22 protein-coding genes and 1 pseudogene are annotated in these 24,594 nt (G+C 41.6%); 17 read left to right on the top strand and 6 right to left on the bottom strand.

Translation table 11 applies throughout. The features are described 5' to 3' along the window. Positions 1–42: 42 nt before the first annotated feature. The gene (locus H8B04_RS10080) at positions 43–426 is read right to left on the bottom strand and encodes a DUF2752 domain-containing protein (RefSeq protein WP_190302279.1); all 384 of its coding nucleotides are present in this window, start codon (positions 424–426) and stop codon (positions 43–45) included. A 288-nt stretch (positions 427–714) separates the two neighbouring features. On the opposite strand from H8B04_RS10080, the pseudogene H8B04_RS10075 reads away from it, so the two are divergent. Together H8B04_RS10075 and H8B04_RS10070 are read left to right on the top strand one after the other, a co-directional pair. After that, positions 715–1,694 (top strand): annotated as a pseudogene (locus H8B04_RS10075) (IS1634 family transposase); the annotation flags it as partial. Further along, positions 1,690–3,021, top strand: coding sequence for a glycoside hydrolase family 97 catalytic domain-containing protein (locus H8B04_RS10070; RefSeq protein ID WP_190302277.1), 1,332 nt, complete (start codon positions 1,690–1,692; stop codon positions 3,019–3,021). The pseudogene H8B04_RS10075 and the gene H8B04_RS10070, both read left to right, overlap by 5 nt. Positions 3,022–3,512: 491 nt before the next feature. Here H8B04_RS10070 and H8B04_RS10065 read toward each other — a convergent pair whose 3' ends face one another. Then, complete coding sequence (locus H8B04_RS10065; RefSeq protein ID WP_190302276.1) at positions 3,513–6,020, bottom strand: cation-translocating P-type ATPase; 2,508 nt, start codon at positions 6,018–6,020, stop codon at positions 3,513–3,515. Positions 6,021–6,254: 234 nt separating this feature from the next. Further along, positions 6,255–6,773, bottom strand: a complete 519-nt coding sequence (locus H8B04_RS10060) for a GNAT family N-acetyltransferase (protein WP_190302275.1) — start codon at positions 6,771–6,773, stop codon at positions 6,255–6,257. A 218-nt stretch (positions 6,774–6,991) separates the two neighbouring features. Between H8B04_RS10060 and H8B04_RS10055 the strand changes: the two genes are divergently transcribed. From H8B04_RS10055 to H8B04_RS10030, 7 genes are all read left to right on the top strand, one after another. Continuing rightward, entirely contained in the window at positions 6,992–8,065 is a 1,074-nt protein-coding gene (locus tag H8B04_RS10055) for a tyrosine-type recombinase/integrase (protein WP_190302274.1), read from the top strand. A 23-nt stretch (positions 8,066–8,088) separates the two neighbouring features. Beyond that, a complete protein-coding gene (locus H8B04_RS10050; RefSeq protein ID WP_190302273.1) occupies positions 8,089–8,838 on the top strand; it encodes a hypothetical protein in 750 nt (249 codons plus the stop codon). Between the two features lie 404 nt (positions 8,839–9,242). Further along, entirely contained in the window at positions 9,243–9,518 is a 276-nt protein-coding gene (locus H8B04_RS10045; RefSeq protein ID WP_190302272.1) for a helix-turn-helix domain-containing protein, read from the top strand. A 4-nt stretch (positions 9,519–9,522) separates the two neighbouring features. Next, entirely contained in the window at positions 9,523–9,840 is a 318-nt protein-coding gene (locus tag H8B04_RS10040) for a hypothetical protein (protein ID WP_223815363.1), read from the top strand. Continuing rightward, a complete protein-coding gene (locus H8B04_RS10035; RefSeq protein ID WP_190302270.1) occupies positions 9,827–10,381 on the top strand; it encodes a BfmA/BtgA family mobilization protein in 555 nt (184 codons plus the stop codon). Before H8B04_RS10040 ends, H8B04_RS10035 begins: the two co-directional genes overlap by 14 nt. 3 nt (positions 10,382–10,384) lie before the next feature. Next, on the top strand, positions 10,385–10,690 hold the full coding sequence (locus tag H8B04_RS17340; RefSeq protein ID WP_317170655.1) for a DUF5712 family protein: 306 nt from the start codon (positions 10,385–10,387) through the stop codon (positions 10,688–10,690). A 20-nt stretch (positions 10,691–10,710) separates the two neighbouring features. After that, entirely contained in the window at positions 10,711–11,370 is a 660-nt protein-coding gene (locus tag H8B04_RS10030) for a DUF5712 family protein (protein ID WP_317170654.1), read from the top strand. Between the two features lie 248 nt (positions 11,371–11,618). On the opposite strand, the gene H8B04_RS10025 is transcribed toward H8B04_RS10030, so the two are convergent. Genes H8B04_RS10025 through H8B04_RS17080 form a run of 3 tightly spaced genes read right to left on the bottom strand, consistent with a single transcriptional unit; the run spans position 11,619 to position 13,334 of the window. Continuing rightward, positions 11,619–12,227, bottom strand: coding sequence for a Fic family protein (locus tag H8B04_RS10025; RefSeq protein ID WP_223815362.1), 609 nt, complete (start codon positions 12,225–12,227; stop codon positions 11,619–11,621). Then, the gene (locus H8B04_RS17085; RefSeq protein WP_449449427.1) at positions 12,203–12,940 is read right to left on the bottom strand and encodes a transposase; all 738 of its coding nucleotides are present in this window, start codon (positions 12,938–12,940) and stop codon (positions 12,203–12,205) included. The genes H8B04_RS10025 and H8B04_RS17085 overlap by 25 nt, the downstream gene beginning before the upstream one ends. Before the next feature lie 28 nt (positions 12,941–12,968). Further along, positions 12,969–13,334 carry an ISAon1 family transposase N-terminal region protein gene (locus H8B04_RS17080; RefSeq protein ID WP_223815360.1) on the bottom strand — a complete coding sequence of 122 codons (366 nt, stop codon included), beginning with the start codon at positions 13,332–13,334 and terminating at the stop codon, positions 12,969–12,971. A 560-nt stretch (positions 13,335–13,894) separates the two neighbouring features. Between H8B04_RS17080 and H8B04_RS10015 the strand changes: the two genes are divergently transcribed. The 8 genes from H8B04_RS10015 (at position 13,895) to H8B04_RS09975 (ending at position 24,578) form a co-directional block, all read left to right on the top strand. Next, positions 13,895–14,428: an efflux RND transporter periplasmic adaptor subunit gene (locus H8B04_RS10015; RefSeq protein ID WP_190302269.1), complete on the top strand. Its 534-nt coding sequence runs from the start codon at positions 13,895–13,897 to the stop codon at positions 14,426–14,428. A gap of 61 nt (positions 14,429–14,489) precedes the next feature. Next, positions 14,490–15,068, top strand: a complete 579-nt coding sequence (locus H8B04_RS10010; protein ID WP_190302268.1) for an RNA polymerase sigma factor — start codon at positions 14,490–14,492, stop codon at positions 15,066–15,068. 85 nt (positions 15,069–15,153) lie between these two features. Further along, positions 15,154–15,528, top strand: coding sequence for a DUF1304 domain-containing protein (locus tag H8B04_RS10005; protein ID WP_093099140.1), 375 nt, complete (start codon positions 15,154–15,156; stop codon positions 15,526–15,528). 10 nt (positions 15,529–15,538) lie between these two features. After that, entirely contained in the window at positions 15,539–16,435 is an 897-nt protein-coding gene (locus H8B04_RS10000) for a 3-hydroxyacyl-CoA dehydrogenase (protein WP_190302267.1), read from the top strand. Positions 16,436–16,817: 382 nt separating this feature from the next. Continuing rightward, a complete protein-coding gene (locus H8B04_RS09995; protein WP_093099137.1) occupies positions 16,818–17,183 on the top strand; it encodes an ISAon1 family transposase N-terminal region protein in 366 nt (121 codons plus the stop codon). Positions 17,184–17,760: 577 nt separating this feature from the next. Then, a complete protein-coding gene (locus tag H8B04_RS09985) occupies positions 17,761–18,786 on the top strand; it encodes a LacI family DNA-binding transcriptional regulator (protein WP_190302265.1) in 1,026 nt (341 codons plus the stop codon). 219 nt (positions 18,787–19,005) lie between these two features. Further along, positions 19,006–21,591 (top strand): alpha-amylase family glycosyl hydrolase, encoded by a 2,586-nt coding sequence (locus tag H8B04_RS09980; RefSeq protein ID WP_190302264.1) that lies wholly within the window; start codon positions 19,006–19,008, stop codon positions 21,589–21,591. A gap of 26 nt (positions 21,592–21,617) precedes the next feature. Then, positions 21,618–24,578, top strand: a complete 2,961-nt coding sequence (locus H8B04_RS09975; protein WP_223815359.1) for a SusC/RagA family TonB-linked outer membrane protein — start codon at positions 21,618–21,620, stop codon at positions 24,576–24,578. Positions 24,579–24,594 lie beyond the last annotated feature (16 nt).

Genomic DNA, 24,594 nt, shown 5'->3' with positions numbered 1-24,594 from the left:
TACCAAAAGGGCTTCAAATTATTTTGAAGCCCTTTTTTATTTTTAAAAAATATTCCGCCAAATTGTGAAAATCACTACAATAATTACAACGACTTTGAGTGCTTTATTGCCATATAATTTGTCGTAAAGTTTAAGTTCTTTGGCTGTTGGATTTTTTATCAGTTTCAAATAAATCCAAAATAGTATATAAGGTGTAAATAAAAAAATCAGCGGATTTTGATAGAAAGCTGCTTTGAACTCTCCGTTTAAAAGCAAATGAGCTGCGCGCTGGGTGCCGCAGGTAGGGCAATCAAAACCAGTTACGTGTTTAATAGGGCATGGAGGAAAGAAATTATATAACATAGGATTGTATAATTTGTAAATCAAGCCTATAAGCCCTGCTACGCTTAATAAAGCAAACCCTATTACTATTCTTTTAATACTCATGAACTTTTTCATAATCTAGCTTTACTAATGTAGGAATAATTGCTGTATTGCTTATATCATGGAATTTTCTTTTCTTAATTATTTAATAAGTTAAATCAAGTAAATGAATTTCCGAAATACCCCTGCTTTATTTGGATTTTTTTTTTAAATTAATGCGTTTAGTTTGTTTCTCCTGTTTTGTGCGGTTAATTTCCAAAAGTAGCTTAAAGTGGCTGTAAAGGCCAATTTTTGATGTGTTTTGGGTGTCCCGCGGTTATATTGTCATCTATTTCATACATTTGAGACAATATGTTCGTTCGATGCAAACGTAATAAAAGCGGTTCCACTAGTGTTCAGATTATTGATAAATCTTCTGGTCGGTATATTGTTCATCAAACTGTCGGTAGTTCTTCAGATCAGCAAGAGATCGATCGTCTTATAAAAAAAGGTAAAAGGATTATTGAAAGTAATGGTGGGCAAACCAGTATTCCATTCCAGCGTTCCCAAGAACTAGACTTAATAGATACCTTTCTGAATAGCTTAGATGCAATGAATCTCGTTGGTCCAGAGTTGTTGTTAGGACATATTTTTAATGATATTGGCTTCAATGCTATTGATGAAGAACTATTTAAACATTTAGTTATCACGCGTATAGTCTATCCTGTCAGTAAGCTGAAAACGACTGATTACCTGATGAAGTATAAAGGTATAGACGTGAGCGTCTATTCGATTTATAGATATTTGGATAAACTTCATCAAGAGCAAATAGACCTGGTCAAAGAAATAAGTTTTGCACATACTCTAGGTATTCTTGGAGGAAAACTATCAATCGTATTCTACGATGTAACAACCTTGTATTTCGAGGCCAGTGATGAAGATGACTTGCGTAAAAGAGGTTTTAGCAAAGATGGGAAACACCAACACCCACAAATCGTACTTGGTTTACTAGTAAGTGAAAATGGGTACCCACTGGATTATGATATTTTTGAAGGGAACAAGTACGAGGGAGAAACCATGCTACCTATCATTGAACATTTCACTTCTAAATATTCATTTGAAAATTTGATTGTTGTTGCTGACTCGGGTCTACTATCTAAGAGTAACATACAAAAACTTAAAGATGGCGGCTATCAGTATATTTTAGGAGCTCGTATAAAGAATATGGGAAACAGCATAACCGAGCAGATCTTGAACCTTAAACTGAGGGACAAAGAGAGTGCAGAAATTAAAATGGGAGGGAAGATAAATTGATTGTTGGCTATAAGAAAAGCCGTGCCTCAAAGGATGGGAACACCTGAGCCCAATGGCACGCGTGGTTCATTACAAGCTCCTTGTAATACGCAATGGAGAACAATAATAGTAGGCGAAAAGGCAACAGATATTTTGGCTTCACGCATTACTTTAAATTTGAATGAACCATCCAAAATAGCAGATGTATCCTGGATTAAACCGACAAAATGTATAGGTGTATGGTGGGAAGTGATAACAGGTAAAAGTGATTGGTCATATTCTTACGATTTACCAGTGATTCAAATAGGCACTACAGATTATTCTAAACTAAAACCCCATGGTCGTCACGGTGCTTCGAATGATAACGTAAAAAGATATATAGATTTTGCATCGAAACATGGATTTGACGCGGTATTAGTAGAAGGCTGGAACATAGGCTGGGAAGATTGGATTGGTAATGCCAAGGATCATGTATATGATTTTGTTACGCCTTATCCTGATTTTGATATAAAAGGCATTCAACGATATGCTAAAGAGCGCGGTGTAAAAATGATTATGCATCACGAAACATCAGGATCTATTCGCAACTATGAACGCTATTTGGATACGGCATATCGTTTTATGAATGAATTTGGCTATGATGCGGTGAAAAGTGGATACGTGGGAGATATTGTTCCGATTGGGAATTATCATTACAGCCAATTTGTTAACAATCACTATCAATATGCAATAGAAAAAGCAGCTGATCACAAAATCATGGTAAATGCACATGAGGCTGTTCGTCCGACTGGAGTTAGCCGTACTTGGTCAAATCTGATTGCGAATGAATCTGCACGTGGGGCGGAATATCAGGCTTTTGGTGGCACAAAGACACCTCATGTGACAATTCTCCCTTTTACAAGAATGATTGGTGGTCCGATGGACTTTACGCCAGGGTTTTTTGAAATGGATTTGAAAAAGGTGAATCCTGGTAATAGCTCTTATGTTAATTCCACTATAGCTAATCAACTGGGATTGTATGTGGTAATATATAGTCCTTTGCAGATGGCTGCGGATTTGCCCGAAAATTATGAACGTTTTCCAGATGCTTTTCAATTTATTAAAGACGTGGCAATAGATTGGGATTATAGTAAATATTTGGAGGCAAGCCCTGGAGATTATGTTACAATCGCTCGCAAGGCGAAAGGAGAAAATAAATGGTTTGTTGGTAATGTAAGTGCAGAAGCTGGGCATAATTCGGTGATAGATTTTAGTTTATTGCCTGCAGGTAAGAAATACGAAGCTACTGTCTATGCAGATGCCGCGGATGTCCATTATAAAACAAATCCTCAGGCATATACTATCAAAAAGCTACAAGTGACTAATAAGACCAAATTCAAACAGTAAGTAGCTCCTGGCGGTGGTTATGCCATAAGTATTATAGAGAAATAGGTTTAGATAACTTAAATATGATGAGTACGTGGTAACAGCAATTTGTTGCCACCTTTTTTATTGATATGCATGTTAAAGTGTTACACACAAATAAAAAAAGCGACTCTTTTGAAGTCGCTTTTGTAGCCCGTAGGGGAATCGAACCTATCGGACATTAATCTCTTTGTCAATGTTTTACAACCACCCCTTTTCCCAACTCACCGAATCACTCACTGGTTTGACATACGTTTTAGCTGCAATTGCTATGCTGCTAAGATACAGAATTTCTGTGATGTAAGAATGATGGAATATTACGTTTTGGTGCTTGACGCAGTGGCGGATTTCGGAGCACCAAACTGTCAATACACCACAAAAGTTGATGCGAGGTAGAATGTTCAATTAACCACTTAACCCGCCATTGAGCCAAACGCCTGTTACAGGCTGGCGTTTTCGTTAACGGTGTAATTTTAGCTATTTATTTTCAACCTTTTAACCCATTTATACACTTCGACCCACAACACCGACACGGCAGCAATTAAAATTGAGATTAAGAATTGCTGGAAATTTATACTACTCAATTGAAAGAAAGAAGCGAATGGCGGAATATAGAGTATTGCAATAAGTAAAACCAAAGATGCTCCAAGTATTAATGGGAACAATGTATTTTTATTTTTAAAACTATCAAATACACTGTAAATGAATGAGCGATTAACCATACTCAAAAACACATTTGCAAATACTAAAGTTGTGAAAACTATTGAACGTGTAGTTGCTTCATTACTACCGTTTTGTACAGCATACTGATATGCAGTTAGAACGCCTACGGTAATGGCCAATCCCTGAATAATACTAATGCTTAATTCTTTCCAGCTCAAGAATGTCTCGGTCATTTTACGTGGTTTCTCTAGCATTGTATTTTTTTCCATCGGCTCATTTTCATAGACAATAGAACAGGTTGGCCCCATTATTAGCTCCAAGAAAATAACATGTACCGGTGTGAAAATATGCGGATATATCCAACCCAAAAACAAGGGTAAAGAAACCGTTAGAATAATCGGAATATGAATGGATATAATATATTGAATGGCTTTTTTGAGATTGGAATAAATTCTTCTTCCAGCCGCTATTCCAGTGATCAATTTGTCTAAATCATCATTTGCAATAACCAATGCTGCCGCTGCTTTTGCGATTTCTGTTCCTTTATTTCCCATCGCTACACCAATATGAGCTGCTTTCAAAGCAGGTGCATCATTCACGCCATCTCCCAGCATGGCCACCACTTCATCGTTCTTTTTAAGAGCGTTTACAATTGCCAATTTTGCCTCGGGGAACATACGCGTAAACAGTGTGGTGCTTTTAGAAAGTTCCATCAATTCGGTTTCTGTATGATGAACGATATCGGTTCCGTTTACTGCTGCTGTTTCGTTTATAATTCCTGCTTGATGCGCAATAGCCCTTGTTGTATCTGCATTGTCTCCTGTGATGACTTTTACCTTGATGCCTGCAGCATATATCTTTTTAAATACTTCTTGAATGTTCGCTTTCGGTGGATCGTAGAAAACAGTGAATCCTAAAAAGTCAAAAGAAAAATCTTGTTGTTTTTCAGGAAAGTGATTGCCTTCAAAATTACATTTAGCCACGCCCAGTACTCGGTACCCTTGCGCTCCGAAATTGATGATGTGTTGTCGTAAATTGTCCTTCTCGCTTTCCGTAAGATTAGAAACGGCAAGAATGGCTTCGGGCGCACCTTTGGCTGCAATAATTCTTTCACCTAAACTATTTTCAAAAAGATGCGTCATCATTGGAGGTTTCCCTTCTAATGGATATTCGTGTATCATTTGAAAATTCTTCCGCTCATCATTGGATTGTGTTTGCTCATAAATTTGATGCAGTGTTTTTTCCATGGGATCAAACGGAATGGGTTCACTACTCCACATAGCGAAACGAATAAGCTCTGAAAGCTCAGGTGTATTGAATTGCGTATCCTCAAAAACCTTGTTTGATTTGTAATCAAATAAAAGTTTCAGTCGCATGGAGTTTTCAGTAATAGTTCCCGTTTTGTCCGTACAGATCACTGTAGTACTGCCCAATGTTTCGACCACACTACTACGTTTAATTATCACACCTTCACTCATTAACTTCCAGGCACCTAAAGCCATAAAAGTAGTAAAGGCTACAGGGATTTCTTCTGGAAGCACAGACATGGCCAAGGTTAATCCAGCGAGTAAACTTTGTATGATATCTCCTGATTTCCAGTAACTAAATCCCCAAACCATCAGAAACACGATAACACCAATAATCGCCATTCCCTTTACAAATTTGGTAATCTGAATTTGCAGTGGCGAATGAACTTCTTTGATATCTTGAATGGATTGACTGATTTTCCCTAGTTTGGTTTCTGCTCCAATTTTCTCTACATTAAAGATGGCCAAACCAGATACTACCAGCGTTCCGCTATATATTTTTCTATCTTCGGTTTCTTGACTTTTAAATACTGAAAAACTTTCACCTGTTAGTGAGGCTTCATTAACTGAAAAATCATTGCTGTGCACAATTTCGCCATCAGCACTAATCATTTTTCCTTCTTCGACAATGCATAAATCGCCAACGGCAATTTCGTTTGTGGGAATTTGCATCACGATTGAATCTCTGATAACAGTACTTAACGGTTCGTTCAATTTTTTCAACGCTTCCAGTGCTTTTTTACTGCGATTGTCTTGATAGAATGAAATGCCAGAAACGACAATAATAGCGCCCAACATAAAAATAGCTTCGGAATAATTGCCAACTATTATATAAATAACTGTTACCGCAATAAGCAAAAGCAGCATTGGTTCTTTCAAAATATCGAGCAACATCCTATACCACGCATTTTTTTTAATAGCGTCTATTTGATTGAAACCAAATTTTTTTCGAGAGGTTTTTAATTCCTCAGTTGTGAGACCTTTAAAGTGTTTGGGGACATTATACTGCATCAGTCTAATTTTTTAAAAACATAAAACTGTTAGATTTATTTAAATTACTGTGAAAAGCGTTTTTGTGATTTTAGTGCATTTTTCCACGCTTGCCGCTAACGGGCGGGGTATTGCCGAAGGCGGGGATTTTTAGTACAAAAGTTCAATCGAAGAACGAAAGTTGAACTTTGTACAAATGCTCAATCGAAGCTGTTCAGCCCCGCTTTTGGCAATACCTTGTTAGCGGTTCGTTGTTTATTTATTCCAGTTGTTTCGTCTGATTGCATAAATTAATTCGTCTAATAAAATGCCATCTTTCATTAATACTTTCTCGAACTTCCCTTCCAAAACAAAGTTGTTCTTTTCCAAAACCTTTTGTGAAGGAGTGTTTGTTCCAAATGGTCTGGCAAATACTCGGTCAATGTCATATGTTTCAAAAGCAAAGTTTATTGCATGTTTGATGGCACTACTAATTATACCCTGTCCCCAGAACGGCTCTGCCAGCCAGTAGCCAAGTTCAGCATTTTTTCTATGTATGTCGTCTTGCGGATGAATGCCAATTCCACCGACAGCCTGCCCGTCAATTTCAATTGCAAAAATATGTATTGGGTCGTCTTTAGTCGCAAATTCAATAAATGCTTTTCCATTGTTTTCAGAATATGGAAATGGAAATTTATCTGTCATATTTTTTGCAATATTCCAGTTGTTGGCATATTTGACCAGACTATCTAAGTCCGCAATGCTCCACGGTCTAAGTTTGAATTCATTTTTCATATCAATTTCTCTTGTCTTTGGGTGTCGTTCTACAATGACCGCTAACTCTCAAATATACGCAATAATCTTATGTATGCAAGGACGTCAAACGTCCTTCTATTAATCCCTATAAATAGTTGTTCTTAAGTGTCTTGCTTTGGTGTTGTCGGATTTTATCTCTTGCGCATTTTGTGTAACTTTGTTAGATTTGCTTTATTAGGTAATACAAAATGCGCAGTATGGAAGCTATTGATTTTTCCGATTTTGCTTTCCGGGAGGGTAGGCATAATGATTCGGCGGTCATTTGGGTGGATTTCAAATACGACCGGGCAAAAATTGATTTAGTCAAATCGCTGAAAGGCAGGTGGAGCAGGTCTGAAAAGTGCTGGTATGTACCGGACAGCACCCATTTCCGCACACTGTTCGGGATGGAAACCCCACCGGTTGGCAAAGGGGTATTGTCCAAATTGTCACCGGTGAATGCTCGGGAGTTGCAAAGCATGAAAGAGGTGTTGCAGATGAAAGCCTACAGCCCATCCACCATAAAGACCTACATGGTCGAATTTGCACAGCTACTGTATATTTTGAAAGATGTGCCCGTTGATTCGCTGGGCTACGACCGTCTCCGAGCTTACATCCTTTATTGCATCAATACATTGAAGATTTCGGAAAGCCAGCTGCACAGCAGGCTCAACGCCATCAAATTCTATTTTGAACAGGTGCTCCATAAACCGGGTTTCTTTGCCGAAATCCCACGGCCGAAGAAGCCATCCACTTTACCAAAAGTGCTGAGTCAAAAGGAAGTAAAACGGATATTCGACACGGTACGAAACCGAAAACATTTGCTGATGCTGCAACTGTGCTACGGAATGGGATTGCGAGTAAGTGAGGTTGTCAACCTGAAAGTGAGTGACATCGACGGCGGACGGATGCAGGTGCTCATCGAAGCGGGCAAAGGAAAGAAAGACCGGTACGTACCGCTACCGTCCGCGGTGGTGGATTCGCTGCGGGAATATTATAAAGCGTACCACCCTAAAACTTATCTTTTTGAAGGTCAGTACGGTGGGCGGTATTCCGTCCGCAGTGTCCAAGCGGTGTTTAAGAGTGCGATGAAAGCCGCAAAGGTAAACAAGCCGATAGGGATACACGGTTTGCGGCATAGCTACGCCACACATTTACTGGAATACGGCACGGACATGTCATTCATACAGCAGCTACTTGGTCACAATGACATCAAGACCACGATGCTTTATGCAAAGGTTGGCAATGCGCAACTGAATTCAATCAAAAGTACATTGGACAGGATTTTGTAGCTACAGGTTTAAAGATTATCAAAATGGGATTAAAATACTTTAAAAGCAGTAAACGTTTTGATTTTTCCCCGCACCCATTTGATGTAGGTAACATATTTGGTTTGAAGACGTGGTACGGCGACAACCATTTCCTGCTCAAAATCTACGGATTGGACAAGGCCGAGTTCGAAGCCTATTACACCCACCACTTTAACCATTTCATATCAACCGGGAAGGGCACCGAAAAGGACTTCCTTGCCCATGTGTGGCAAATTGTGCAGAAGCGGATTGAATATTTCGAGCGAAAAGATCCGTTCTCATCCGGGCATTCACGGCATTTGTCAAACATCGGGAAACTTACCGAATTCCAGCAATACCTCGGCACACGCGATAAATGGAACATCCGGCCTAACGACGTGCTGCTGAAAGAAAAAGACGGAAAGATAGCCGAACTCGAAGCCCATATACTGGATTTGGAAGAACAGTTGAAAGCGCATACGAAATTTGGGATTTCACAGAAAGTGTACGTGGAGGACGGCTACCTGCCCACGCTCATCGACCTCATCCAGCAACTGCGCGTAGTGGAACTACCAAACGGGAGGAATCTGCTCAAAAGCGACCATCATAGCCCATATTACAAGCTAATAGCGAAATACTTCAACCACGGCGGCAAGGAAATCCCGCTGGATACCGCTCGCAACTATTTTGTGGGCAAGGGCGAAGCCCCGATAAAAGGTTCGCAGGTTCCCGAAGACAGGAAGCTATTCCGCATTGTCCCCGCAGACCAAGCCTGACCCCGACCCGTTCAATTTCCGAACATGACCATGCCGCTCCGGTTGGTCATCCACATCCCCGTTTTATCCCCCAACTTTGCCCCAACGGAATGGGTGCCGCCCGACGGAAACACCGGATATCACCCTGTTTGGCCGCAGCGCCAAACCGTGCTGTTCGCACACTCCACCAAATTGCCATTCCCCGATGGGAATGGAGCAAGCGGAAGTTGGGCATAGCCCTACTTGCTTGCCCCCACGCTATCGCCATGGGGGTTTCGGGTATCCTCCGGGGATACCCTTATACGCTGGCACAGCCCCAGCATAAGGTTTCGGTATACTTGGCGGTATACCATATGCCGTGTAAACGGCGTAAATCAATATCCCGCTACCGGGATATATGGATATGGGAACATAATGATAGAGATATGGAAATAGACATCGTCACACGGGAAGACCTCCGGCAGTTCAAGCGGGAAATGCTGGAAGAGTTCAAGCAAATCATCGGGAGCAGGGAAAAAGAAGGCCTTGACAGGGAATGGCTGAAAAGTGCCGAGGTGCGCAGGCTGCTGGGCATATCGCCCGGTACATTGCAGAACCTCCGTGCGGGCGCCACGTTTCCGTACCGCAAGGTGGGCGGCAGCATGTACTACCGCAGGGAGGACATCAGGAAAATGATGGAGGGAGGTAACTGCAATGGGTGAACGGATGGAATTGCCCAAGCACGCATTCAGTGCGTTCTTTGAGCGGGTTGGCGATGATAGGCGTTTACTGCCCACACACATCGGGTTGGTGGCGGCGTTGTTCTACCACCAAGATTGGGGCAATCCCAATAATCATTTCCACGCCAGCCGCCGGGAACTCATGCGCTTCTCGCGGATACGCTCCATCGCCACCTACCACAAATGCCTGTCGGAACTGGTGGCCTATGGCTACTTGGGGTACCGCCCCTCATGGCATCCGGCCAAGGGCAGCAGGTTCAGGTTCATCATCCACGGGGAGGGAGGGGTAAATGGTCAGGATTGACGAGAACACGAAATCCGTCCGTTTCCCCGAGGCGGTGGACGAACGGCTCACCCTGCTTGCGCGGAAACTTGTCCGCACCAAGCGGGAAGTGGTCATGCAGATGGTGGATTATTTCTACAAAAGCAAGAAAGACCCCGCCGACCTGAACGACGAGGTGCTGAAAAAGGAACTGTCAAGCGGTATCAGCCGCATCCTCTCGTTCATCCGCAAACAGGAGGGTGATATGCTGGTGCCGATGTATTCGGCAATGGAGGAACTGATGGCCATCGCCAAGATGCAAAGCCCGCTTTTGAAGAACATCGGCAAAGGGCGGTCGGAGGCAACCATCATGGGCAGGGAAACCATCGGCTACCTGAAACTGGTGGACGGTACACTGAAAAAGATACTTGGCAACATGCGGGAAAGGGAAACATTGAAGTCCAGGTTCCGGCAGGTACTGGATTACTACATTACCCAAAGGGAAACCCTCGGCTGGCCTGTATCGGCGGCCAAAAAGGAGGAACTGGCCAAGCATGCAAGGCAATCACTGGATAATCTGTAACGTATGTACATCAACATCACCAAGTCGGAAACGGGCGACAACAAGGGCAGCAGCGGTGCGCTGGTGCATTACCTCGAAAAGGAAAACCGGATGAAGCCCGAAAACGGGATGGAAAATAAGCCGGAGCGTTGGTTCAACGGGACGACCAACGACATCAAACCCCACGAGGTGCGGACGGGCATCGACCGCAACGTGGCCAAGCTGGGCAGGGACGACAGCAAGTTCTTCCTCATTAACGTCAGCCCCAGCCACAAGGAACTGGCGCACCTCGTGTCCAAATACGGCGAGACGGGGCAAGGGAAAAGCTAAAGGAATTTGCCACGAGGGTAATGGACGAATATGCCCGTAACTTCAAACGCCCCGGCATCGACAGCCACAGCGATTTGCTTTGGTTCGGCAAGCTGGAAAACCACCGCTATTACGGCCACAACGACAGGGAGGTGAAAAGCGGGCAAAAGAGAAAAGGGGAACGCAAGGAGGGGCGGCAGATGCACGTCCAGATTATCGTGAGCCGCAAGGACATCACCAATAAAATCAAGCTAAGCCCGCAGAACACGTCACGCGGCAAAAACAAAGCCCATTCGCGGAAGCTGGGGCAATTCGACCGCACGGCGTTCAAGCAGTCCGGCGAAACGCTGTTCGATGAACTGTTCGATTTTGAGCGTAACCTGAAAGACAGCCTGCAATATGCCAACACGATGAAGAACGGCACGGCACAACAAAAAGCGCAGATGCACACGCTCACGGAATTAACCGAGCGGCATCCGCAGGGTAAGCCGTTGGCGATGGAACTGGCACATGATGTTGCCCAAGGCATGTTCGAAAGCGTGGGCGAAATGCTGACCACCACGGGCAGCATGGCTGCCGACCTATTGGGATTGCTGATGGCTCCGGTGGAGGGAGCGGGTGAGCAGCAAAGCCCCATCGAGGAGGAGGAAAAGCGGCGCAAACGGAAAAAGAAAGCGCAGTCACGGGGTATCAGGAGGTGAGTTTACGGATGGTTCAGGATATCCGGCCTTTGCACCGCCCGGCCAAAATTACCCTCGGCGTGGGAAAGGTCAAGGGTATATAAACGCCGCTGCCCGCAGGCCTTTGCCCTCCGGCGCCCTTGACCCAATTCCCTCGCCTTGCGTTCGGTGGCCTAAGCGGTGAGAATGCCTTGGTTTGTGCAGATTTAGAAACACGGTGTCTGAAATGAGCCGATATGAGCCAGTAAGAACCAATGGTGAGCCGATGACTATAACAGTGTATAATAAGACCCGGGGCCGATTCCGTGTCTTTCTATCAGTTTTGCCGACAAAAGACTGTCCAACATCCTTTTCACTGTTGCACTTGAAACACCAAGTTTTTTCGCCATGTCGCTGGTTTTTATACCCGGATTTGCCTCAATTATGGTTAACAAATGTCTTTCCCTTTGTGAGATGGCCTGTTGTACTCCATGGGTTTCGATCTTCAGCATCAACGACTCCTGAACATTCTTCAAACTCGTCAGAAAAAACATGACCCACGGCGTGATATCCTCTCCCGGCCTTTGGGATTGGCAAGTCCTTAAAACCCTGTAATACTCATTTTTTTGACTCTCGATTTCGTGTTCAAAACTTACATATCGTATCCATTTATACCCATATTTGCGTAAAAGCAGCGTAGCAAGCAAGCGGCTTAACCTCCCGTTTCCATCCTGAAAGGGATGGATGGATACGAAATCATAGCAAAAAAGCGCACATTTAACCAAAGGATGTGTATCCTTGTCGGCATCATGCCATGTTATTAATTCACGCATCGCGTCTTCTGTGGGAAATCCCGGCGCGGTGGTTTGAAATATTATCTGTGTTGTTCCGTCAGGCATATTCGCTTCGACAGCATTGGAGTGCTGCTTATAGTTTCCCCTATGCCATCTATCTTTTCACTATATTTCAAAAGAACATTATGCAGGTTTTTTAAACCGTTTTCAGTCACCGGAATTTCTTCAAAATTTTCATCAATAACGTCCAGGGCCTCATAATATCCGACGACTTCTTGCTCATCCCGCTCTTGAAGTTTTGAGATGTCCATGTTCTTAAGAAGAATATCGACTTCTTCATCCGTTAGTTTGGAGCCCTCAATTGCCTGATTTTCATCGTCAATGGCCTGCCAGCGGTGCTTTATCCTTATTTCCTGAGGCGCTTCGGTAGCAAGTTGCTGAACATGGAAACGGTCTATTACCTGAACAGCATTGGGAAAGCATCTTTTGGCTATCAATCCCATATTACCGGCTAAATCAAGCGTTATCTCCTGAACTTTATTTCGTAATCTCTGTGGGATCTTTTGAAGGATCGGGATAATGTTCTCTGATTTTGTCCCGTTCAGTATGGCTACAATGGTCTCTTTTTTGCCCCGTGCTTCTTTATTGGTGACCACGGTATAGAGCTCGCCATGGGATAGGCAGGTCTCGTCAATAGAAAGATGGCCGCTGACATTCTGTGGGAAGATCAATCCATCTCGCGCATTTTCGCGATGCTCCCAATCCTGGAAATCGCTCAGTTTATTGCGGTAGTATCTCCTTAGTTTACTGGCTGATATCCCATAGAATGAACTGATGGTCTGAATGCTATGAGCCTGGTTGTCCGCTGATACCTTTTAAAAAAGCTGCGAAATCCTGTGTGATGCGCGTCCCTTTGGCTACTAGTTCCCAATTTCTGTAGACTACTTTATCGGTATCCTGGTTGAGCCACCTGCGGCGCTTAACATGACGATAGACCTGCATGCCATGGATAGGAAAATCTTGAAGGGTAACGGGTTCGAAAAACCCCTTGGAAATCAACTTCTGGCCTTGATATTCTTCAGGTGTATTATTGAGTTCCTCCAGAAAGATATCCAGTCTTTTTTCTTCTTTGGAATAGTGGGTCATCTCAAAATAATCGGAAACTCCTTCGGGAATAATTAAGGGCATTAACGCGTTGAAAGATTCGTGCATCTGTATAAATATCAAAACACAAATATCTAATTATTTTTTATCCCCTCCACAACTTTTGTACATGACCCTTTTTATGCGAATAATTGAATGAATCAAGATGCTGTAAAAAACAAAAAGCCTGCAAACGTTTAATTTGCAGGCTTTTGTATGTTTTGACTTCAAGATGTGTAGCCCGTAGGGGAATAACACCTTTAGATCATTAGTCTCTTTATCAGTGTTTTAAAATCCATCTATTTCTCTACTCACCGAATCGCTCACTGGTTTGACATACGTTTTAGCCGCAATTGCTATAAATCTAATATAGGCTTTTTTTATAAATAACAAACAAATTTTAAGTGTTTCACCGAATCGCAAGTCTGCACGTAAAGGTAACTACTTTGTTGTACCCGTATATAATTTATGCAGTTGGTTTCGTAGCATTTAAATGACATACTACGAATTCAAATATAGAATTAAAAAAACTTAGCTCACGATTTTCCCCACTTCAGTTTCTTTTACATAAATGCAAGTGCGTAACAGATTTACTTTTGTTACCAATAATGATTTTAAAGAAAGAATCGATGATACGTCTGATAAGTAAAAAAAACAATGTAATGGTTTTGTTCTTTGCCGCTGTGCTGGCTTTGCAAAGCTGTAATTGGAAAGAGCAAAATAACCAAGAGACTCCGCAAGCTGTGGATGCAGAAGTGTTGACGCTTCAACTAACTGATGCTGTTATTGAACAGTCTTTTCCGGCAAGTCTACAAGGTAAAACCAATATCGACCTGCGTCCTCAAATAAGCGGTTATATCGACAAAATATATGTGGATGAGGGTGCGTATGTACAAGCAGGACAACCTTTGTTTCGCATCAATGCTAGCGTTTATGCTGAACAGAAAAATAACGCTTTAGCTTCATTAGATATGGCTAACTCACAGTTAGCGACAGCAGAATTGGAATTGGAAAAATATAAAGTATTAAGTGACAAAAAAGTTGTTGCTGATTTCCAGTACCAAAAAGCAAAAACCGCCTACGACAACGCTAAAGCAAGTGTTAAGCAGCAGCAAACCTTGGTCGCTTCGGCTAATGTAAACATAGGCTTAATGGGGGGCTGAGTTTTTTAATTAAGATAATATCACTATTTTTTAGCTAACTTGCGGTCCATTTTTTTTGCCAATGACCGATTACACATCATATAGTGATATAGAGTTGGCTGATCTTGTACGGTCAGCAGATGATCGTGCATTCAAAGAAGTCTACGATAGGTACAATAAGCTGCTTTATTTATTCGCCTACAATAAGCTCCACAACAAAGAAGAGGCTAAGGATGTTGTGCAGGAGGTATTTGCTTGGCTCCTTAACAATAGGGCCCGTTTTGCCATCAATTCCTCGGTTTCTAGCTTTCTTTACAAATCAGTACTCAATAAGATCTTTGATATCTTTAGACACCAGTCCGTAATCCGTAAATATATTGAACAGGGAGATCATTATATTGATATTGATAGCACGGAGACCGACTATCTGATTCGCGAAAAAGACATTGCCCAGATGATCCGGCAAGAGATCGATGCTATGCCGCAAAAGATGAAAGAGGTATATCTACTTCGCTTTGAACAGTATCTCAGTGCTAAGGAGATCGCCGAGCAACTGAATATCTCTGAAAATACCGTAAATACGCATTTGAAAAGAGCCGCAAAAAAGCTTAGAGATAATCTTGGGATGCTGATCTATGTGGTCTACATCATGAACAGATAGTTTTTTTTATATTGTAAAACAAGTTGTCCGTTTATATTGTTTCTTAGGTTAGGAAAGCATGTTAGAAGTTATGGAGATTTAAAATATGGAAACTTTAAGCTTAATATTAACGGGAATTGTAGCTCTTGAACATTTGTATATCCTTTGGATGGAGATGTTCGCTTGGGAAACGGTTGGCAAAAAGACTTTTAGAGGTGCTTTACCGGAAGAACTGTTTAAGGCAACCAAAGGCTTAGCGGCTAATCAAGGTTTGTACAATGGCTTTTTAGCGGCGGGGCTGATATGGTCTTTTTTTATCGAAAACCCAGAATGGAGTTTTAATATCCGTGTATTCTTTCTGGGATGCGTGATTGTTGCAGCACTTTATGGAGGTATAACCTCTTCTAAAAGTATCCTTTTAAAACAAGGGCTGCCCGCAATACTTGCGCTGATTTGTGTATTGATTTCTTATAATTCTTAAAACAAAAAGTATGGAGTTTAAAAATGTAATAATAGCGGGAAGCGGTGTATTAGGCTATCAAATCGCTTTTCAAACGGCTTTTCATAACTTTAATGTAACTGTTTACGATATTAATGATGAAGTTTTAGAAAAGGCAAAAGCAAAGTTTGCTATTTTAAGTGCTGCTTTTAAAAGAGACTTAGGTGCTACAGATGAACAATTGGCAGCTACCAAAGCAAGATTATCCTATAGTTCGGATTTGGGAGAGGCTGTAAAAGATGCCGATTTAGTTATTGAAGCTGTTCCTGAAAATCCGGAAATTAAGATTGATTTCTATCAGAAATTGGCAAAATTGGCACCCGCTAAAACGGTATTTGCAACAAATTCATCGACTATGTTGCCTAGCCAGTTTGCCGAGTATACGGGGCGTCCGGAAAAATTTGTTGCACTTCATTTTGCGAATGAAATATGGAAACATAATACCGGTGAAGTGATGAAGCACGCAGGTACATCTGATGAGGTATTTGAAAGTTTGCTGCTATTTGCTAAACAGATAGGCATGGTGGCCTTGCCTTTGCACAAGGAACAGCCCGGTTATATTGTAAATTCCCTCTTAGTACCGCTTTTAAGTGCTGGTATGGATTTGTGGATAAGAGATATTGCGGATATTGAAACGATCGATAAGACTTGGATGGTAGCTACAGGAGCGCCGCTTGGTCCCTTTGGAATATTGGATGTAGTAGGTATTACTACTGCTTATAATATTAACAAAATGGCCGCAGACGCGACTAAAGATCCTGTAAAGGTTGAAATTGTAGAAAAATTAAAATCGGAGTTTATAGATCAAGGTAAATTAGGCGTTGCAACAGGTGAAGGATTTTATAAGTATCCTAATCCAAAATATAAAGTAGAAGATTTCTTAAAGTAATTAAAAATGCCTAATTATCAATATCTTCTGGCTTGTAACCTTTAATGTTATAAGGGTTGAAGGTTGAGATGTTAAACATGAACTTTATAAAATGGTAATTGTCAGTCCAAGAGGCACTGGGAATTACCATTTCTAGTTAGTACTGCTGCCTTGATACTATAATCTATTTGACCCAGATCTGCGATTTTTCGGTGATTTTTACCTTTAGTAGCACTATTTATCCTTGTCAAACACCTACTTGATTTTGTTTTTTTGAGTTGTTTTTGAAATAATCCAAAAAAAAGTTTTCTCCTTGTCACCAATTGGGTATAGTTGGATCATGTACAAAAGTTGTGGAGGGGATAAAAAATAATTAGATATTTGTGCTTTGATATTTATACAGATGCACGAATCTTTCAACACTTTAATGCCCTTAATTATCCCCGAAGGAGTTTCCGATTATTTTGAGATGACCCACTATTCCAAAGAAGAAAAAAGACTAGATATCTTTCTGGAGGAACTCAATAATACACCTGAAGAATATCAAGGCCAGAAGTTGATTTCCAAGGGATTTTTCGAACCCGTTACCCTTCAAGATTTTCCTATCCGTGGCATGCAGGTCTATCTTCATGTCAAGCGCCGCAGATGGCTCAGCCAAGATACGGACAAAGTAGTTTACAGAAATTGGGAGTTAGTAGCCAAAGGGACGCGCATCACACAGGATTTCGCAGCTTTTTTAAAAGGTATCAGCGGACAACCAGGCTCATAGCATCCAGACTATCAGTTCATTCTATGGGATATCAGCCAGTAAACTAAGGAGATACTACCGCAATAAACTGAGCGATTTCCAGGATTGGGAGCATCGCGAAAATGCGCGAGATGGATTGATCTTCCCACAGAATGTCAGCGGCCATCTTTCTATTGACGAGACCTGCCTATCCCATGGCGAGCTCTATACCGTGGTCACCAATAAAGAAGCACGGGGCAAAAAAGAGACCATTGTAGCCATACTGAACGGGACAAAATCAGAGAACATTATCCCGATCCTTCAAAAGATTCCACAGAGATTACGCAATAAAGTTCAAGAGATAACGCTTGATCTAGACTTCCTCCACTCGGGGGCCTGTCTCGGCCTGCTTGATCGTAAAAGCGATCTGCGCTTCAAGATTAGTAATTCGATCCCGAATTCTTTACTTTTTAAATACTCCAGCTTTTGGGGATGAGGTTAGTTTTTCGTAAAGTACGCTGAGACTTAAACGGTTAATTCATAGGAAATTCAAAATTATAATATGCAACGGTTGTGGATCGTCCTCCGAAATAGTATCTTTGTAAGATTTATCATAAAAATGGCAAACAGCATCACTATCATCGAGTTGGCAGCAGCGTTGGGGTTATCAAAATCTACTGTGTCACGTGCGTTCAGGGGCAATAATGATATTAATGCCGCTACCAAAGAGCGGATATTAAAAAAAGCCGAAGAATTGGGATTCTCCCCAAATCTGTATGCCAGTAATTTAAGAGGAAGTAAGAGCTCTACTATTGCGATTATCATTCCGGAATTTGGCAATAAGTTTTTTTCCCAGGCTATTAAGGGAATTGAACTTATAGCCAGGAATAATGATTTTCATGTATTGGTGTATGTCACGGATCATAGTGCTGACAAAGAGGCTGCAATAATCCGCACATTGGTCAATGGCCGGGTGGACGGCGTGATCATGTCGGGGTCGGGAGAGGGCAAGAGCCATCAATACCTCAAACTGTTAAAGAAACACAATCTTCCTTTGGTTTTTTTTGACAGGTATTATGAAGATATCAATACCATTTGTGTAACTGGTAATGACTTTGAGTCCAGTTACCTGGCCACGTCGCACCTGATTGAGAATGGATGTAAAAAAATAGCTTACCTGGCTATCAATAAGAATGTCTCTATCGGTAAAATCCGTATGGATGGTTACGCTAAAGCGCTGTCTGATGGAGGCATTAAGTTTGATGAACAGCTGACTCTTGACACTTCGAATGATGCCGAAATCAACTATCGAGATATTGAGCAATTAATAAAAGAGCAATCGCCAGATGCCATATTTGCTTCCGTGGAACGGTTGGCAATTAGTACCCTGCGTGTGACAAAAACCTTAGGCATACATATCCCTGATCAAATAAAATTGATCTGCTTCTCCTGTCTTGAAATCGCAGATATGCTGAGTCCCGCTTTGAGTGTGGTAAAACAACCCGCTTATGAAATGGGGAAAAAAGCCACTGAATATCTTTTTGAGATCATGCGCGGTAACCGAGAGGCTGATATACAGGAAGTGTTATTTTTGGAATCTGACCTTATCTTCCAGGAATCAAGTCAAAAAAAATTAACTAAATAGCATTTTTTATTTTCAAAATATTTTTTTTTCCCTACTTTAGCAGAAGTTTCGGGAACGTTCCCAAATCTAGCAGTACATCTTTTTGGAAAAAGATAATGCACCAATTATAAGTTTTAAAAATAAGATTTAGCATTAGTTAGTGATATATAGAAGTTTTTGCAATGCCAAATTTGGTTATGATATCATCTGCTACTTTCTGACGCCCTTATTACAATAGTTATGATAAACAGGTTTCCGCTCATATTATTTGTGTTGTTTTCGACAACCGTAATGCTATCGTGTAAAAAAGATATACGAAATGGAAATGAAATAGAAATTCCTGCTGAAACAGCGAAAGAGGGATTCATAATTTCTACGACTGATTTTGTATTTCTGGATGAAGAAGTTACCCTAGTCTTCGACTTATCTAAGGGGAACAAAGAATTGATGCAGGAAAAGGATGGCCTTTATTTACATGCAGGCTTGATTACCAGTGCGAGTGCTTCAGAAAAAGACTGGAAACATGTGACTACAGAATGGGGAAAAGCTGATGCGGCTTATAAGCTCAAGCACCTTGAAGCCAATAAATTTAGCATTAGCTTTGTACCAAAGGACTTCTTTAATATTTCGGAGCAGTTATCTGCCACACATATCGCGCTATTGATTCGGAATATGGATGGATCTAAGGTCGCCCGTAATAAGGATGGCTCGGACATGTATATCCCGATCCGGGCAAAGAGCCAGTTGCAAATAGGTGTTTCAGCACCCGTTCTGCAGCCAACCTATCAGGAAATAACAGAACAGGATGAGTTTGAGAAGGGTTATGATTTGCCTTTGGTTTTTGCGGTATCAGCAGCTTCTGCTGTAGAAATATCACTGAATAACGAGGTTGTAAATACTTTCTCGCAAACGACTAAAGTTGATACTAAGATCAGGTTAGACAGTGGTGGACTGAACAGGCTATCGATAAAAGCTACCTCAGCTAATCAATCGGTCCAGCGGGATATTTATGTGATGGTATCTCAGGATGTGACGACTGCCGAACTGCCTTCCGGAGCCAAAGCTAATGGTGTTACGATCAATAATTCGACTAAGAAAGTTGTTTTTGCCTTATCCGCACCCTCAAAAAGCAGTGTCTACCTGTTGGGTAGCTTTAATGATTATGTGGCTACGGAACAGTCTTTTATGAAAAGAACGGCTGATGGCAATACCTGGTGGATAGAAGTTTCGGATCTTGATTTTTCTAAACAGCATACGTATCAGTTTTTGGTGGGTGGGCAGATTAGGATAGCAGATCCTTATGCCGTTACCGTTTTGGATCCGGAACATGACACATCTATCCAAATACCTGCTGAATTGCCGTCATATCCTACCGGAAAGACATCGGGTATTGTTTCTGTCCTGAATCTCTCTCCGGAATCCTATACCTGGCAATCAACTTCATATGTACGTCCGCATCCCTATGATTTGGTTATTTATGAACTGCATGTCCGTGATTTCTTGGAAAAGAAAAATTATACGACGCTACGGGATTCTATTCCTTACCTCAAAGCTTTAGGAGTGAATGCTATAGAATTGATGCCAGTGCAGGAATTTGAAGGCAACTCAAGCTGGGGTTACAATCCTTCCTACCATTTTGCACTAGATAAGTATTATGGTAGTGCAAAAGCATTTAAACAATTTGTCGATGCGTGTCACGCGAATGGTATTGCTGTAATATTGGATGTCGTGTTGAACCACGCGTTTGGACAATCGCCTTTGGCCCAACTGTATATGCAAGGAGGAGTGTTGCAAGCTAATAACCCATGGTTTAATGTAGTGCCGACACATCCATTTAATGTAGGATACGATTTTAACCATGAAAGTCCACTGACCAAGCAGTTTGCAAAAGATGTGATGCGTTATTGGATAGAAGAATATAAGATTGATGGCTATCGGTTTGATTTATCCAAAGGTTTTACGCAGAAAAATTCGGGAACGGCTGAGAGTAGTGTTGGGACATGGTCTGCGTATGATGCAAGCCGCGTAGCATTATGGAAAGAGTATAACAATTTTATCAAGGCCATTGATACGGATTTCTATGTGATATTGGAACATTTTGCGGACGATCAGGAAGAAAGGGAATTAGCGAATGAGGGTATGTTTTTGTGGAACAATTTAAATCACAATTTCAATGAGGCATCCATGGGATATATTGCTAATTCGGATTTAAGCAGGTTGTTTCCACAAAGCCATGGTTTTACGCAGCCGCGTCTGATTTCTTATATGGAATCTCATGATGAAGAGAGGCTGATGTTTAAGAATCAAATGTATGGGAATACAGGTTCAGGCTATTCTACCAAGACATTGACAACCGCCCTGAATCGCATGGAGCAGGCAGCCACCTTTCTGCTATTTGCTCCGGGTCCAAAGATGATATGGCAGTTTGGAGAAATTGGTTATGATATTTCCATCAATGAGAATGGACGTACAGGCGATAAGCCGTCGAAATGGAATTATCGTTCGGATGCCAACCGTGCTAATCTTCTTAAGCATTATGCCCGATTGATTCATTTTAAGAAAGAGAATACTGTATTTCGGAACCCGGCTAGTGAATACGTTCTGACAGGTGCTGTAAAGTATTATATCCTGCAACAGGGTAATCAAAAGGTGATGGTTATCGGAAATTTCGATGTCGTGAACCAATCTTTTCAGGTCAGTGCGGCAATGGAAGGCCCCTGGTATGATAACCTGAATAGCGGAACAACAGTCAATTGGTCCGTAGGGCAAACAATCCAGTTGTCTCCGGGACAATATTATTTATTGAGTAAGGATATTTTAAAATGAAATTATAAACCCAAGAAAGCAATATTATGATGAGCAAATTTACAATTCAGCGGATCATGCTGTTCTATCTCATGATTACCTTGTCGCTCACCGCATTTTCACAACAGCTTACCATATCTGGTAAGATTACGACTACGGCTGGGGAATCATTGGCTGGTGCGACAGTACGGATTAAGGCATTGAACCGATCTACTTCGACCAGTGTGCTGGGCGAGTATCGTTTTGATGGTTTGGCTGCAGGAAACTATATTGTAGAGGTGAATAGTGTGGGGTACGTATCGCAGTCTAAATCTGTAGCTACTCAAAACAACAGTATACAGTTAGACTTTACGCTGGAATCAGATCAGGCTAATATCGATGAAGTCGTCGTTATCGGATACGGTACGCAGCGTAGGGGAGAAGTAACGGGTGCTGTGTCCACAGTAAATGAAAAAGATTTTCAAAAGGGAGTTATTTCAAGCCCTGAACAATTGATTACAGGAAAAGTGTCGGGCGTTCAGATTACTTCGGGTGGCGGACAACCTGGTGCAGCCAGCACGATCAGGATACGTGCCGGAGCATCGCTCAATGCCAGCAATGACCCGTTGATCGTGGTAGATGGTGTGCCGTTTGGCGGACAAGGTATATCCGGTGTGGCTAACCCGTTAAGCCTGATAAACCCGAATGACATTGAGACATTTACAGTCTTGAAAGATGCGAATGCTACCGCTATCTATGGATCAAGGGCATCTAATGGTGTTATTTTGATTACCACTAAAAAGGGAAGCAGGAGTCCAAAGATTAATTTTTCGACACAAAATTCCTATGCTACTATTGATCGTACAGTCGATCTGTTAGATGCTAACCAGATCAGAGACTATGTCAACGCGAACGGAAGTGATATCATGAAAGCCTTGTTGGGGTCGGAGAATACCGATTGGCAGGATGCCATTTATAGGAATGCCTTTGCTTCAGACAATAACCTAAGTGTGGCTTCCAGTGTTAAAAACATACCTTACCGTGTTTCTTTAGGTTATCTAAATCAGGATGGGGTATTGAAAAATGACAATATGCAACGGACGTCTGCAGCACTTTCATTGAATCCGAAATTATTGGACAATCACTTAACCATAGACCTGAATGTTCGTGGTGCCTGGTCTAAATCGAAGTTCGCAACCCAGGATGCGATCGGGGCAGCTATACAGTTTGATCCTACACAACCTATATATAGCGATCAGTTTGGAGGATATTACGAGTGGGCCAATGGCACTTCTCCAAACCCTAATGCCCCTCGTAACCCGTTGGCATTGCTTGACCTAAGAAAAGACAATGGACAGGTGTTTCGTACTTTTGGAAATATTCAATTGGATTATTCTTTCCATTTTCTGCCAAAGCTACATGCAAACCTGAATTTAGGTTATGACAAGAGTCGCGGAGAGGGCAACACATTCACACCGGCTATCGCTGCCCGTAATTTTAATGAAGGTGGAGAACGTATACAGTATAAAAATGATATCGATAATACGATGGCAGAGTTTTATCTGAAATATGCCAACAATTTTGAAAATATCAAGAGTAATATTGACGCTACGTTGGGATATGGTTATTATGACAATAAAACCACGGTTAATAATTTTGATCGGGTAAATGAAGCAGGAGATGTATTAAATACACCGGTATTTCCATTTGATGTGCCTCAGAATAGATTGATTTCTTACTATGGGCGATTGATCTATACATATGATAGCAAATATATCGTATCAGCTACACTGCGTGCCGACGGATCATCACGCTTTAGTCTGGCTAATCGTTGGGGATATTTTCCTTCGGTTGCTTTCACCTGGAAATTAAAAGAAGAAGGATTCTTACAATATAGTGAAGCACTATCTGATCTGAAATTAAGACTAAGCTATGGACAGACCGGTCAACAGGATGGGATAGCGAATTATTCGTATATGCCTAATTATATCAATAGTTCTAATGAATCTATGTACCGTATGGGCGACGAATACTATTACCTGTATTCGCCGGTAGCTTACGACGAGAATATCAGGTGGGAAAGTACGACCATATCAAATATTGGTGTCGATTATGGTTTTGCTAATGGAAGAATATTTGGTAGCCTGGATGTATATACCAAGAAGACGAAAGATCTGTTGAGTTCTATACCTGTTGCCGTGGGTTCTAATTTCAATAATTTCCTGTTGACAAATGTGGGTAATATGGAAAATTTCGGGGTAGAATGGAATATCAATGGGGCACTTATCAATCGTGAAAAATTAAACTGGGATCTGGGTCTCAACTTTACGTACAATACAAATAAAGTGACGAACCTGACTTTGGTAGATGACCCGGATTTTATGATTGAGACAGGAGGAATACAAGGTGCAACGGGTAACAATATCCAGGCACATACGGTTAATATGGCACCCAATAGCTTCCGTGTATTTAAACAAGTGTATGATGAGGCCGGAAAACCAGTAGAGGCTTTGTATGCAGATACAAACGGAGAAGGAACCATAAGCGACAATGACCGTTATTTTTATAAATCACCATTGCCTAAATTTTTACTAGGGTTCTCTACTTCGGTAGACTATGATAAGTGGTCTATAGGTACAGTGTTGCGTGCCAATATCGGAAACTATATTTATGACAACGTTTCTTCAAACTTTGGCAGTAGCTATAATGTGATTGATGCCGCTTCGCTGGTCATTAATAATGCACCGGTGGACTTCTTAAATACAAATTTCAGGGAGAAACAGTTGCTAAGTGACTACTATGTTAAGAACGCTTCGTTCCTGAAAATGGACAATATCAATGTTTCTTATCGGATCGGTAACGTATTGAAAGGTAACCGTACCGCGAGCCTGACTTTGTCCGGTACTGTTCAGAATGTATTTACGGTGTCTAAATATAAGGGAGTGGATCCGGAAATAGCAAATGGTATAGACAACCGTTTCTATCCTAGGCCAAGGACATTTATAGTAGGTGTTAATTTGGCATATTAACAGATGAAGATTGGTA

Origin of the sequence: Sphingobacterium litopenaei, assembly GCF_014692495.1 — a bacterium.
GTDB lineage: Bacteria > Bacteroidota > Bacteroidia > Sphingobacteriales > Sphingobacteriaceae > Sphingobacterium > Sphingobacterium litopenaei.
The sequence above is the reverse complement of the archived record's forward strand: the minus strand, read 5'-3'. Positions and strand labels throughout refer to the sequence as shown.